Consider the following 13,354-nt stretch of genomic DNA (forward strand, 5'->3'; position numbering starts at 1 on the left):
CCGGTCTGCTCGTACATCTCCTTGGTGTATGGCAGGAAGACGATCCGCTCGCCCGGACCGAACCGCCGCACATCCACAGTCCCATGGAAACGTTCGGGAAGCTCCTTGAGGTAGTGGTGCTTGTGGAGCTCCGGCCGAACGTCGATGGCCATCTGAGCGCGACGAAGCGCGTTCATGAACTTGTCGATGTCCTCATCGGCGACCGCGGCGGGAAACAGAAAACCGACGATGAAGGTCGTGTCGAGGATGCGGCGAAAGCCACGTTGCTCGAGAACGTACTGTGCCAGCCCCCAAGCGCTCACCGCCTCGACCTTCCGCTCGAGCGCCGCGTCGAGGCGAGCCATGGGACGCCCGATGAAGGCGAGCTCGATCTGGCTCGCAGGAAGAAAGACCTCGAGCGACTGTAACGTCGCAAAATGACTCCCTGAGTGATATCCAACGGCGACCGGGACCGAGGCGAGGTCCTGGGGATGCCGGATCTCGGACTCGGGAGGAACGTAGATGCCCGCGGATGTGATCGAATAGGCTCGGCCCCACATACGCCCGAGCTGGCTCGCGGAAGCCTGGTTCACCGCCCAATGGCACGCCGAGCTCACGTCGCAGGCGTTGGTTCCCTTGGAACCGCGACCTTCGGCGTACAGCTCGTAGGCGCCGGTCAGCACCGGGTTCGCCGAATCCTTGCTCCGCTCGTCGGGTGCCACGAAAGCAAAATCGTATTCCAGCCCCTCGTCGCGGAAGTAGCCTTGCTCGTGTGCGACCCACTCTTGAAGTCGTCCGTGAGGTTGAATGCGCAGCCTCGCCATCGTTCATGTTCCTCTTGTCGTTTGCTATACTGATTCCACAGCATCAAAACAAGACTTTTCTCAGGGAGGAGAGCATGACCCTTCGTCTCTCGGTTCTCCTGTTTACTCTTTCGTTGAGCTCCCATGCGGCGTCAGAGACGCTGCGCGTGATCGCACTTTCGTCCGAGCGATTCTTTTTCGAAGAGAACGGCAGGCTGCGAGGGATCGAGTACGAGATCCTCGACTATTTCGCAAAATCCCGCGATGCGACCCTGGCAGTCGAGTGGGTCGACAGCTTCTCCGATCTCCTACCTCGAATCGAGGCGGGCAAGGCGGACATTGCCGCCGGCACGATTACGATCACTGATGAGCGAGAGCGTCGCGTCGATTTCAGCGCAGGGTACTTTCCGGTCCAAGTCGTGCTGGTGGAGCGCTCCGGGGAGGCGAGCGGCTCTTTGAAGGAGTTGGCGGGCGCGAAAGTCGCCGCCTTCCAGGACACCACTGCTGTCGATGCGCTCAAACAAGAGCCTCGAATCGAGATCGTGGTGGCGTCTGACGGAATCGAGGGCATGCTCGAGGCGGTGCGAAAGGGCGAGATCCGGGCGGCGGCGGCAGACAGCAGCGCCGTGATTCCCTTGCTCGAAGATTATCCGACGCTCAAGATCAGCCAGACGTTCGGTGATGAACAGCATTTCGGCTTCGCGCTTCCCAAAGGCTCTCCTCTGAAGGAAGCCTTGAGCGAGCACATACTCCGACTCAAGGAGTCCGGCATCTATTTCAGGTTTCTTACGGATCACATGGGCCCTCGGGCCACCGAGATCGTGCGTGCGGCCCGGAGCCGGTAATCGGCGCACCGGTCATTGGACCTGGATCGACCACAGGAAGTGAGCCAGCTCGTCCATCTTTGCCCGGGCCGCCTCCTGCGTCTGTTCGGTCATCTCGAAGGCATCGCCCCAGGCCGGCATTTCCTCGCTTCCGTGGCCTCTCACCTTGCGCCCGTGCTCGATCGTCTCGATCACCATATCGAAAGGAAACGTACCGCCGTTTCTCTTGCTCAGCTCGGTCAGATTCGCCGGTTTGACATGAAGGTCGGCGGCTAGCGGACCGTCTCCCTTCGCCTCCCGGCCGTGGCAGCTGCCGCAGTAGACGCGGAACGCCTGGCTTCCCCTCAACGCTTTGGCCGAATCCGGCCGCTCTCCGGTCTGTGCCGTCAGGCTCACGGGAGCGATCACGAGAAAGATGGCCATCGTGAGTGCAACTCGTCGCATGAGAACCTCCCCACCCGTGTCGGGTGACAAAAAGACGTGCGTGGTGCGAGCCACGATATATCACCGATGCATCAGGAAGCGAGCCCGGAGGTGGCGTGCGATGTACCGGGGGGGTGGATGATAATGAGCTCTTGCGAGGTTAGGGCGAGCTCGAAACATGGCGACGACGAAGAGAGGTCTCGAGAGGGCTCTCTCGTCCTGGCAGCAGGCGATGATTGCGATGGGCGGCACGATCGGCGTGGGTTTGTTTCTGGCGAGCGGCACCACCATCGGGCTCGCCGGACCTGCCGTCGTCCTCAGCTATGCGCTCGCGGCTCCCTTGCCGATCTCGGTCGGTCTCGCCCTCGCGGAGATGGCGCCGGCTCACGCCGAGCCGGGAGCCTTCGGGGCCTATGCCGAAGCGTACATCGGCAAATGGGCGAGTTTCGCTACCCGGCTGTCCTATTGGTTCGCGGAGATTTTTGCCGTGGGAGCCATGGCTTCGGCCATCGGCGTCTACTTCGAGTTCTGGTTCGATGAGATTCCGAGCTACATTTTCATCGGCGCGGCCGCGCTCCTGGCAGTGTGGGTGAATGCCCTGAACGTCGGGCGATTCGCATCGTTGGAGTCGGCCCTCTCCTCCATCAAAGTGCTTGCGATCGTGGCATTCGTCGTCTTCGGAACGGTTCTGGTGTCTCAATCACCGACGGGCATCGGGAACCTGGTTTCGGACGGCGGATTTATTCCCCATGGACCTCGTGGCATCTGGCTTTCGCTGACGCTCGTCGTCACGAGCTTTCTGGGGATCGAGGCGGTTGCCGTGACCGCCGGCGAAGCCAAACAGCCGGAGAGGACCGTCCCGAGGGCCCTGTTCGGTGTCGTGGGGAGCCTCGTTCTGCTCTACGTCACTGCGATGTTGGTTATCGTTGCCATGACCCCGTGGCGCTCGATCGCGGAAACCAACGGAACCCTGAGCGGGAGTCCTTTCGTCATCGTTTTTCGCCAGGCCGGGATCCCCTACGCGGGCAGTCTCATGAACTTCGTCGTCATCTCGGCGGCGTTCACCGCTCTGGTGAGCCACCTTTACCTCTCGTCGCGGATGCTGTTCTCGCTCGCTCGCTCGGGCTACGCACCGGCGCCCTTCGGCACCGTCGACCGAAGAGGAATTCCTTTACGTGCCCTCGGGGGCTCGACTCTGGGCATGTGCCTTGCGGTCATCTTCGCCCTGTTCGGCCGGCAGGTCTTCCTCCCGATGTATGGTACGGGCGTCGTCGCGCTTCTTTCCATCTGGATGCTCGTCCTCGTCTGTCACGTCAGGTACCGGTCACGGCGAGGAATGAAGTTTCCCGTCTTATCCGTTCTGGGTGTGGGATTGGTCGTTGCCGCGCTTTCGGCGACCCCCTGGGTCGAGGGCCTGGAGTGGACCCTCCCCATTTTCGTCGGTTGGATCGTTCTGATCACGGTGGTTTATCACCAGCGCTACAAGACGCTATCATTCGACTTGGGAGAGAACAGGGATGCCTGAAACTGTCGAAGCCTCGACGAGCTTTCGTCCTCGACGCCTCGGTCACGCGAACCTCTGGGTCACGGACCTCAGGCGCTCGGAGGCTTTCTACAACCAGGTCTGCGGGCTGACCATCGAATTCTGGGAGCCCGATCTGTGCGCCACTTTTCTCGGAACGGGAAACACGCCGCACGACCTCGGCATGATCGAGACCACCCGCGGGAAGGCGCGCTATGGAAGAAACGGTCTCCTTCAGATCCCCGAGGGCGTCGGGGTGAACGTCGGTCTCGGACACCTCGCCTGGGAGCTCGAGAACGAGATGGAGCTGGTCGAGGGATACCGGCGCGCCCGGACCGAAGAGGTCCGCCTCGATATCACCGTCGATCATCAGGTTGCTCACAGCGTGTATCTCTTCGACCCCGACGACAACTATATGGAGTACTACTGCGATACGGTGAAGTGCTGGCGCGAGGTGTTGCACGGCGAGATGGAGCTCATTACCAGCGCGTGGGATCCGGAGCAGGCGCAGCCGTTCTCCGAGGGCCGTTACGAGAACGATCCGGACATTCGCGTCGTCGCCGAGGCCGCGATCCATCCGATGCGCGTGACGCATGCGGTCCTGATGAGTCGCGAACTCGACCGACTCGCCTCTTTCTACCGGACGGTCGGCGGACTGAAGGAGGTGTACCGCGGCGACCAGGTCGTCTACCTCCAGGGCAGCGTGACGACCAGCCCTTATCATCTGGCGATCTGGCGTGGTTCCGATGCAGGGGCGGGATATCACCACGTTTCGTTCGAGCTCGCGAACGAGGAAGCTCTAGAGAAAGCCGTGAACGACCTTGGGAAACGCGGTATCGGTATCGCGCATCGCATCGACGACGACCGCAAGCGGAGTATCTTTCTCGCGGACCCGGATGGCCTCCTCTCCGAGTACACCGTCCGTCGCTCCGAGCGTTTTTCCGACGGGGCCTCGTCGCCGTTTCTCGTTTGAGTACGATCCTCACTGCGATCGTAGGGCATCGACGGGGTCGAGCCGGGTCGCGGTGCGAGCCGGTACGTAGGCGGCCGCGGCGGCGATGACGGTGAGAAGAGCGCCGGCGACGAGGAGCGTAAGAGGACTCACGACGACCACACCAAAGAGCCGGCCTGCGAGGAGAACGTTCAAGCCAAACGTCACGGGGAGCGCTGGCCCGAGGGCCATCAGGGCGAGCCCCAGCGTCTGGCGAATGATCTGGCGGAGTACCTGCGGAGGGTGAGCCCCGAGGGCCATCCTCAAGCCCAGCTCTCGACGACGCTCGGCGACGCTCGTGGAGACGACTGCGTAGACTCCGGTGGCGGCGAGGGCGAGTGCCACGACAGCGAAGAACAAGAGCATCACGCCGATGATCCGGAGCGGCGCCAGCGAGTCGGCGATCTCGTCTTCGAGCGTCGTGGGCTCCGCGAGCGCCTGGTGCGGATCGACGGAAGCGACCTTTTCTCGCAGGGGTGCGACGAGCTCGTAGCCTTCCGTGCGCGAGCGAATGCAGATTCGCATTCGGCTTCGTGGGCTCTGGAGATAAGAGAGATAGAACACCGGTCGGGGCTCGGGATCGAACCAGTTCTGCCGGAGATCGCCCACGACGCCCACGATGGTTCGCCATTCTCCCTCCGCCTCCCGTGGGCCGAGCCGCACTCTTCTTCCCACCGCCTCTTCGTCGGGAAGATATCTCCGAAGCCACGTCTCGCTCACGACGACGGCAGGGGGTGCGTCGCGATCGTCGGAAGCATCGAGAACGCGGCCCCGGAGGAGGGGCACTCGAAAGAGATCGAAGAAGGCACCGCCGACGACCTGGAGATCGGAGCGCGGCGTCTCGCCCTCGGTCGCGGGCTCGTGACCCTCGATGGAGAAGAAGACTTCTTCGTTGGGAACGTTGCTCGCTGGGAGGTTCGTTACGAGCGCCACCGAGGTGGCTCGGGGAAGCTCCGCGGAGACGCCGAGGAGGCGCTCGAAGAAACTCGCGGTGTCCGGAGGCTCCGGATAACGGTTGCGGGGAAGAGAGACGCGGCCGGCGAGAATTCCACTGGGCTCGAGCTTGCTGAAAACGTTCATCTGCTGCTCGAAGCCCCGGAGAAGCCAAACGGCCCCCGAGAGCAGGACGAGAGCGAGTGCGATCTGAGCTCCGACCAGACCGCCGCGAAGTCGGGACCTCCTGCCGCCCGTGACTCCACGGGCTCGGGCCGATAGGGCGTCGAGGAACGGTTGCGCTGCCGAGCCAGCGGCTCCGACCCCACTCAGGACGAAGGTCAAAAGGATGGCGACGGCGAATCCGGTCACTACGGATTCGGCGTCGAGACGGATGTCTCGCCAGCCGGAGACGAAAGTTGCAATCCCCTGGGGCATCGCATTCCGGACGAGCTCGGTCGCGCCGAAGCTCAGCGGGAGCGCTCCGAGGAACGCCGCGGCGGCGATGACGAGACACTCGAGAAACGACTGCTGGAGCAGCCGTGCGCGAGGAGCCCCAAGGGCGGCGCGAATCGCGACGTCGGCGGCCGATGCTACCCGCCAAACCACAACGAGGTTGCTGACATTGAAGGCGGCCAGGACGAGGACGAGAAAGCTCGCGATCTGGAGCATGCCGAACATGGGAAGGGTGTAGACGTACTGCTCTTCTCGGAGGCGCAAGAGGCCGAAGCGTCTTTCGCGATGCGTTTCGGGATAGCGGCCCGATAGCCTCTCTCCAAAGCTTTCGAGCTCCAGGCGCGCCGCCTCGAGCGAAACCCCGGGACCTAGTCGCGCCAAGACGGAAAGCGACGGAGTGGTGCGATCGACGCTTTCTTCCACGCTCAACGTGAGCGGAATCCACACGTCGACGCCCCTCGGGAAGTTGATATCCTGGGGCATCACTCCCACGACGGTATGGGCCGCGCCGCTGAGAAAGATCTCGGAGCCGACGACGCCCGGTTCCCCACCGAAGCGGCGTTGAAAGAGTCCAAAACTCAGCACTGCGGAGCGTTCGTTTCCGCCGCGGCTATCCTCGGGCGAGAGAACGCGCCCTCGCGCGGGGGGGACCCCCAGGATAGAGAACAGCTCCCCACTCACGTAGAACGCGCGGACGGCCTCGGGAACTCCGTCGCCGCTCAAGTTGAGCTCGGAAAACCGGTAGGCGGCCACCTCGTCGAGCGTCCTCATTTCTCCCTTCAACTCCAGGTAATCGCTCGGCGTGAGGCGAAGGAACTCTTGGGAGCTTCCCGTCCTATGCTCCCGCAGCACGAGGAGCCTGTCGAGCCCCGCGAAGGGATGAGGTCGAAGGAGGAGGGCATTCACCAGGCTGAAAGCGGTCATGGTGCTGGCGAGTCCGACGGCGAGCGTGAGCGCAGCTAGGGCGGCGAGCCCCGCGCGCCGCGTGATGGACCGGAAACCGAATCGCGCGTCGAGAAGAAGAGCAGAGAGTGAAGAAAGCATCGTTACACCTCACGGGGGTGTACGAGAGGTCGAGCGGAAAGGAGGTGCGCTTCAGGTGAGTTCTTTGTGAGTTCTAGCCCCGATCCGACATTTCTGCGCTTCGGCGCCAAGCGCAAGGGAGCTCGGACCGACGCTTCCCGGCAGGTCCTTTCGGCGACCCGGCAACGAGTTTTTCGTGGGAATGGGGCTCTAGCTCTTGTCTTCGCTCCAGGGACAGCCCTCGGCGGGAATGGCGAGTCGCTGATGGAGCCAGTCGACCACACGCCGGTGCAAAGGGCTCGAGGCGTACAGCTCACCCGTCATCGCGCCCCCGAGAAGGCCCAGGATGAAGGTGGCCGCCGCCACGGAGAGCCGCCAAGAGCTTCTCCTCGTCTGACGTCTCGGCTGCTGTCGTTCCTCGCAGGTGACGACTGGAGCGAGAAAACGATAGCCCCGTTTGGGGATCGTCTGCAGGAAACCCGGCGATCGTGGTGAGTCGCCGAGGGCAACGCGGATACGGCGAACGCAATAGTTTAGGTTGCGGTCGAAGTCCACGAACGTGCCGTTCCCCCAGAGGGCTCTCCGGATCTCCTCGCGGCTAACCAGCGTACCCGGCCGTTCGGTGAGAATCGCGAGCACCCGGGCGGGCTGGTGCTGAATCTCGATCCGCTCGTCGCCGGCAAAGAGCTCACCGGTCGCGGGATGGAATCGAAACTTGCCGAATGCCCGGATCTCGTCCGACACCATCAGAATTATGGCACGCGCACGGATACATCACTAACCGGAACTGGGGGGCTGCGTTTTCTCGGTAAGAAACTCCACAGTCTGCTCCGCGGTAGCCGTGGCGGGGCCCGTCGTCAGGAGTGCACCAGCCCCACCCTCGGCGTGCATCATATCGGCCACGCGTTGAAGAGCCGAGAGAAGGAACGAACGCTCCCAGTCCGAGAGCCTTTGGAGCTCGCTCACGAACCTCTCCTGGAGAAGGGAAGGCTTGCTGGCCAGGAGCGCCGCCCCCGTGGGAGTGGTGGTGCAATCCATTCGTCTCTTGTCCTCCGAGCTTCGCTTTCGCTCGACCAGGCCGCGCTCCTCCAGTCGCTCGAGGATCTCCGAGACGGTGCCTTGAGCGAGATGGATGCGGCGCGCCAGCTCCCCGGTCGCAAGAGTTCCCGAGCGCACCAGCTCTTGGAGCACGACGATTTGCGGGCCGGTCAGGCCATAGCGTTGCGCCAGGGTGCGGGAGTGTTGATCCACGGCACGAATGATGCGCCGCAGGGCCACGAGGATCCTGTGCTCCATGCTGTCGGCTTCGTCCATCCACTGAATTGTGCACTCCGAAGTCCTGAAAATCCATCGAAACCGATGGATCTCCACGATTCCCCCACTTCGGGAGTCCGGAGGATCTGTACGATTTTTTGGATGAGGTGGGTTGGCTCGATCATCGACCCCGATTTCTTCCGAAAAATTCTTGTATCCCGGAACTGGAACGCAAAATGCAAGTTTGAACGATGTGATGGTATTGCTCGAGCCATGGACCGTGCGATATCGCCGGTACCCGATGGATAGGGTTGGGAGCTTCAACGTGAGGCTCTCCTTGGACAGTTACAAAGGCGGCTAGACCAACGGAGTTTCGACATGAAGGAACACTCGACGCATCAGCTCTTCCAACCGATCACGCGACCTCTCCTGAGAGACGAAGTGCGTCGCCAGCTCCTGGAGCGAATTACCGACGGTCGTATTCCAGCGGCTACCCGCGTCTACGAAAACGACCTCGCGCGACAGCTCGGCGTGAGCCGAACTCCGCTTCACGAAGCCATGGTGTCGCTCGCGCGAGACGGCCTGGTGCAAAGCTTCGGACGGAAGGGATGGGTCGTGGCCCCTCTCACCGACGGGGACGCGGCCGAGCTCTACCCCGTTCTAGGAACGCTCGAAGCCCTCGGCGTCGTCACCGCCGATACGAGCGCTCTCGGATCTCTGGAGGAGCTGCGCGTTCTTGTCATGCGCCTCGAGCAGTCGACCGCCACGGTAACGGAGCGAATCGCGGTGGAAGCCGATTGGCACGCTCTCCTTTTGGCACAGTGCCCCAACCGCGTTCTTGTCGACATGTTGCGTCCACTCGCCGTCCGCGCCGCACGCTTCGAGATTGCCTGCACCGCGCTCGGGTGGCGGCCGCGCAAAGGCGAGCTTTCGAGCGTCGTCCAGTGTCTCGAGCGTGGCGATATTCGAGGTGCTTCCCGGTTTATCGAGATCCACTGGCGCGACAGAGGGAACAGCATCGTGGAGTTCATCCGAACCCCCGAGCCCTCGGGCGAACAGCGGGTGGCTTGAGCTCGAAGTCGGGCAGTTTCGCTGAGCCGGGCCGGTAAGGCCCCAAGGAAGGCGCCCGCTCTCGAAACCTGCGTGATCTGGCGTCTCACGTTCGGGTCTCGGCCGAGAATGTCGGATCGGGTTTGACCTTCCCGACTCGATCTTATATTGTCAACAAAGTTGACTAACATAGTAAACAACTAATGCGATTCTCCAAGAAGAGTGAGTACGCCCTTCGGGCCCTCATCGACCTGGTGGCCGAGCAGAATAGCGGGCCCGTTCGCCGCGAGGATATCGCCCGCCGTCAACACATTCCCATCCAGTACCTGGAGCAGGTTCTGCTGCGCCTGCGCAACGCGGGGTTGCTGGCGAGCCGACGCGGGTTGAGCGGTGGTTACACTCTGATCAAGCCCCCCGAGCAGGTCACACTGGGCCACGTGATTCGCATTCTCGATGGCCCGCTCGCACCGATTCGCTGTGTGAGCAAGACCGCCTACCAAGAATGTGATGACTGTCCCTATGCCGAGCGGGCACATTGCCCCATGCAGGAGGCGATGAGAGACGTGCGCGAAGCCATCGCCGGCGTGCTCGACAACTATTCTCTGAGGTATTTCTCCGATCGTTCGAGGAAATCAGGACGCCGGAGAAAACGGTCTACATCGGACGCGCCGGTGGGAGCGTGACCTATGGATACGCATCTGCGCAGTGTGGTGAAAACGATAAGCTATCGAGTCGTGGCGACCCTGATTACCAGCCTGCTCGCCTTCATGTTTACCGACGACCTGCTGATAGCGCTCGGAATCGGCTCCGCCGAGGGGTTGTCGAAAATCTTCCTGTTCTGGATCCACGAGCGATTGTGGGTTCGCATCCGCTGGGGTCGAGCGGTTCCGGTTTGAGCGCTCCGTGATGTTCCCGATTCGGCGCGGGTGGGAAGACTCATGCCGTCCTCGCATGGGCGGTTTGATCGGGCGGCACATCGTGCGGCGGCGAGCCTGTCGTCTGGTGCGGATGTGACGGACTGAGACCAACCAGCAGACTGGGCTGTACTTTTGCATCAACCTGCTAGCTCTTGCTGGCCCGGTTGGCCACATCGTAACGATCCGCTCGTTTGCGGCGTTCGATGCCCGCGACGGTTCGTGCTAGCTTGTCACGACGCAATCGGCATCGATGACAGGAGATATCCCAAGCACGATGTATCGCCCGACTTGGACGTTCCCGATATCGGGGCTCGCACTTCTCGGCGGGCTCGCCTGCGAGTCCAGCAGCTCTCCCTCGTCGCCTTCGATAACCGCACCCGCGATTCAGGCTCCTGCCGTGGGAGCGGTCGTCACCGAGGAACTGCCCACACTAACCGTGCGTAACGCGAGCGGGGGACAGGGCGAGCCGACCTATCGTTTCGAAGTCGCGACCGACGACAGGTTTCAATCGATGGTGGCCGAAGTCGAAGGCGTCGGAGAGGGTCCGGGAGACACCACCTCGTGGCAATTGCCCGAGCCTCCAAGCGGGGCTGAGGCTGACGCGCAAGGCCTGTCGGTCTACTTCTGGCGGGCCCGCGCCAGCGCGACGGGCGAAGTGGGTCCGTGGTCGGAGACGGCCAGCTTCAAGATGCAGGAGGGCTTCTCTGTCAGTGCCCCTTCGTCGGCGGGGATTTTCGTCTCCGATCCCTTGACCAACGGGACATCGGTGGGCATGGTGTCCGGGGGAACGTTCAACGCGCGCGGTTGGATGGCAACCGCCGCCGACACCTTCATTCGCTATGAAGTGCCCACCATCGTCAGCGGCTTCGTAGAATTCGACGTCACCAATCTCCGCGAGCCCAACCCGCGCTCCGACAAACGGATGCTCATGATCATGTGGGACCCCACTCGCGGGGAGTACACCACCAACCCCTATCGGATGCACCTCCAGAAGCTCGACGGACGGACGGTGGACTTCGGCCATCTGCGGTTGCGCTGGATCTCGAGGCGGCAGGAGCGGAACATCTACTACGACTACGATCGCTGGAATCCGGACCAGGTCTATCATTTTCGCGTGGAGTGGGGCGACTTTCCTGGAATCGACACGCAATGGGGACGGGGACTATTCGATGGCGTCGAGATCCTGACGTGGAATTACGACAATCCGTACGATCCCTCCACCCACTGGATCGAGCTCGGTGGGGCACCGCGAAACGAGACGCTCGAACAGGCCATCTTTTCCAACGTGAGGATAGGGAAGAGATAACAAGGCATGGGCACCGATTCACTCGCGCGCTTCCCGCCGATTGCGTCTCGTGCTACTCTGCCGGACCTATGAAGCGAGCTCATCGAATCTGGCTTTGTGCGGGCATGCTGATGATCGGTTGCCAACAAGCGCGTGCGCCGGAGGGCTTCGACCAGGGGCTGCTTCTTGCCATGGCCGCCCTCGACAAGAACGAGGATGGATCGCCCAAGCCTCTCCCGGCACGGCTCGGAATCCTTACGCACGAAGTTGGCGAATGGAAGTATCGCCATATCGAGGATCCGGACAGCAACGTGTTCCACAAGGCCATGGCCTACTCCGACGGCATCCTCACTCTCGGCGGCACCAAGGCGATCGTGAAGCTCTGGCATCCGGACGGACGCGCGGAGACGCTCTGGGAAGCGGATTTCGGCGGTAAGTTCAGCCGAATGCGTGATGCCGAGATCGGGGACATCTACGGTGAGGGCACGGCCGCAATCGCCGTGGCGACCCACGATCAAGGCGTGGTTGCGATCCTGCGGCCCGATGGCAACGGCGGGTTCTCGGTGGACGAGCTCGACCGAGAGCCGGACACGGTCGTGCACGAGATCGAGCTCGGCGATCTGAACGGCGATGGGACGCTCGAAGTCTATGCCACGCCGACGGCGCCGAACAAAGTGGACGGAACGCCGCAGCCGGGCAAGGTGGTGCGCTACGTTCCCGCGGCGGGGGAAGGCCGCGTGGAGATTGCCGACCTCGGCGATCGGCACGCGAAGGAGGTCCTGGTCGACGACGTCGACGGTGACGGACGAGACGAGCTCTACGTTTCCGTCGAAGGCGTTTCCGGGGGGCAGGTCGAGATCCTCCGGTACGACGCCGACACCGCGACAACGTCGGGCGAATTGATCGCGAGTCTGAACGATCGACTGTGTCGCTTTCTCACTGCCGGGGACGTCGACGGAGACGGAAAGAAGGAGATCGTTGCCGCCACGCACAAGGCCGGTCTCTGGCTCTTGACTCGCGACGGCCAGCTCTGGTCGAAGCGGCTCATCGATTCCGATTCATCGGGCTTCGAACACGCCTCCATCCTCGTCGACTTGGATGGCGATCAACGAGACGAGCTCTACGTCGCCAGCGACGATCAGAACGAAGTGCGGCGCTACATATGGACGGGAGAGGGGTTCGAGAAGGAGACCCTGGTGACGTTTACCGACGGTCTCGGACGCTTCACCTGGAACATCATGCCCGTCCCCATTGATCGGATTCCCGCCGAGTGAGCGGCCCGCCGGCTCGCTTCTCCGCTCAGGTGAGCTGAAAGAGCGCCGCGGCATTTTCGGCGACGAGCTTCGTGCGCTCCTCGCTTCCCAATTCTCCGAACAGCTCGTTCACGGCATGCTCTGTTTCCACGCCCACCGAGATCGTGTGAGGGAAGTCGGAGCCCCACACGATCTGGTCGTAACCGATTTCGGGAATCGCCGCGACGCCGGCCTTTTCGTCGATGAGCCCGTGCCAGACTCGGGTCTGCAGATATTCGCTCGCCTTCATCTCGAGCGACGGCAGCTCGAGCCGATTCGAGTAGACGCCCTGAATCATGTCGATGCGGCGCATGAAGTGCGGAATCCAGGAAAGCTCGAGCTCGGCGGTCACGATCTTGAGTCGAGGGAATCGATCGAGGATTGTCCCAAAGATGAAATCGTTCGCGAGGACGTGGGGAATCTCTTCCCATGTCGCGAGAAACATGTTGGGTCCCTCTTCCCATTCCGATTTCGTGTGGCAGGCCATCGGATCGGGAACACGGCCGGTGACGATATGGAGTGTTACCGGAAGGCCCGTTTCTTCTACACGGGCCCAGAATGGATCGTAGCTCGGATCTCGATAGGGTGGACTGCCTTCGGGC

The 13,354-nt window shown here is 62.3% G+C and carries 14 protein-coding genes; 8 read left to right on the top strand and 6 right to left on the bottom strand.

All coding sequences use genetic code 11. From position 1 onward, the window contains the following. Positions 1 to 803: hypothetical protein (locus tag VEK15_01885; GenBank protein HXV59414.1), on the bottom strand; the 803-nt coding region annotated here is incomplete at its 3' end. A gap of 74 nt (positions 804 to 877) precedes the next feature. Here VEK15_01885 and VEK15_01890 point away from each other — a divergent pair. After that, positions 878 to 1,627, top strand: a complete 750-nt coding sequence (locus tag VEK15_01890; GenBank protein HXV59415.1) for a transporter substrate-binding domain-containing protein — start codon at positions 878 to 880, stop codon at positions 1,625 to 1,627. A gap of 12 nt (positions 1,628 to 1,639) precedes the next feature. Here VEK15_01890 and VEK15_01895 read toward each other — a convergent pair whose 3' ends face one another. Continuing rightward, positions 1,640 to 2,050 carry a c-type cytochrome gene (locus VEK15_01895; GenBank protein HXV59416.1) on the bottom strand — a complete coding sequence of 137 codons (411 nt, stop codon included), beginning with the start codon at positions 2,048 to 2,050 and terminating at the stop codon, positions 1,640 to 1,642. Between the two features lie 157 nt (positions 2,051 to 2,207). Between VEK15_01895 and VEK15_01900 the strand changes: the two genes are divergently transcribed. Continuing rightward, positions 2,208 to 3,554 (top strand): amino acid permease, encoded by a 1,347-nt coding sequence (locus VEK15_01900; protein ID HXV59417.1) that lies wholly within the window; start codon positions 2,208 to 2,210, stop codon positions 3,552 to 3,554. After that, positions 3,547 to 4,524 carry a VOC family protein gene (locus VEK15_01905; protein HXV59418.1) on the top strand — a complete coding sequence of 326 codons (978 nt, stop codon included), beginning with the start codon at positions 3,547 to 3,549 and terminating at the stop codon, positions 4,522 to 4,524. The genes VEK15_01900 and VEK15_01905 overlap by 8 nt, the downstream gene beginning before the upstream one ends. Positions 4,525 to 4,533: 9 nt before the next feature. Here VEK15_01905 and VEK15_01910 read toward each other — a convergent pair whose 3' ends face one another. From VEK15_01910 to VEK15_01920, 3 genes are all read right to left on the bottom strand, one after another. After that, positions 4,534 to 6,975, bottom strand: a complete 2,442-nt coding sequence (locus tag VEK15_01910; GenBank protein ID HXV59419.1) for an ADOP family duplicated permease — start codon at positions 6,973 to 6,975, stop codon at positions 4,534 to 4,536. Between the two features lie 189 nt (positions 6,976 to 7,164). Then, positions 7,165 to 7,701 (bottom strand): winged helix-turn-helix domain-containing protein, encoded by a 537-nt coding sequence (locus tag VEK15_01915; protein HXV59420.1) that lies wholly within the window; start codon positions 7,699 to 7,701, stop codon positions 7,165 to 7,167. A gap of 30 nt (positions 7,702 to 7,731) precedes the next feature. Beyond that, positions 7,732 to 8,250: a MarR family transcriptional regulator gene (locus VEK15_01920; GenBank protein HXV59421.1), complete on the bottom strand. Its 519-nt coding sequence runs from the start codon at positions 8,248 to 8,250 to the stop codon at positions 7,732 to 7,734. Between the two features lie 336 nt (positions 8,251 to 8,586). Between VEK15_01920 and VEK15_01925 the strand changes: the two genes are divergently transcribed. The 5 genes from VEK15_01925 to VEK15_01945 all read left to right on the top strand — a co-directional run bounded on the left by VEK15_01925 (position 8,587) and on the right by VEK15_01945 (position 12,734). Further along, positions 8,587 to 9,279 (top strand): GntR family transcriptional regulator, encoded by a 693-nt coding sequence (locus VEK15_01925; protein HXV59422.1) that lies wholly within the window; start codon positions 8,587 to 8,589, stop codon positions 9,277 to 9,279. 182 nt (positions 9,280 to 9,461) lie between these two features. Next, positions 9,462 to 9,941, top strand: a complete 480-nt coding sequence (locus tag VEK15_01930; GenBank protein HXV59423.1) for an Rrf2 family transcriptional regulator — start codon at positions 9,462 to 9,464, stop codon at positions 9,939 to 9,941. A gap of 3 nt (positions 9,942 to 9,944) precedes the next feature. Next, a complete protein-coding gene (locus tag VEK15_01935) occupies positions 9,945 to 10,154 on the top strand; it encodes a DUF2061 domain-containing protein (protein HXV59424.1) in 210 nt (69 codons plus the stop codon). Between the two features lie 295 nt (positions 10,155 to 10,449). Continuing rightward, positions 10,450 to 11,481 carry a hypothetical protein gene (locus VEK15_01940; protein HXV59425.1) on the top strand — a complete coding sequence of 344 codons (1,032 nt, stop codon included), beginning with the start codon at positions 10,450 to 10,452 and terminating at the stop codon, positions 11,479 to 11,481. A 68-nt stretch (positions 11,482 to 11,549) separates the two neighbouring features. Further along, on the top strand, positions 11,550 to 12,734 hold the full coding sequence (locus VEK15_01945) for a VCBS repeat-containing protein (protein HXV59426.1): 1,185 nt from the start codon (positions 11,550 to 11,552) through the stop codon (positions 12,732 to 12,734). Positions 12,735 to 12,759: 25 nt separating this feature from the next. On the opposite strand, the gene VEK15_01950 is transcribed toward VEK15_01945, so the two are convergent. Beyond that, a partial coding sequence (locus VEK15_01950; protein HXV59427.1) for an amidohydrolase family protein occupies positions 12,760 to 13,354 on the bottom strand: 595 nt, incomplete at its 5' end.

The sequence above is a fragment of the Vicinamibacteria bacterium genome, assembly GCA_035620555.1.
Lineage (GTDB): Bacteria > Acidobacteriota > Vicinamibacteria > Marinacidobacterales > SMYC01 > DASPGQ01.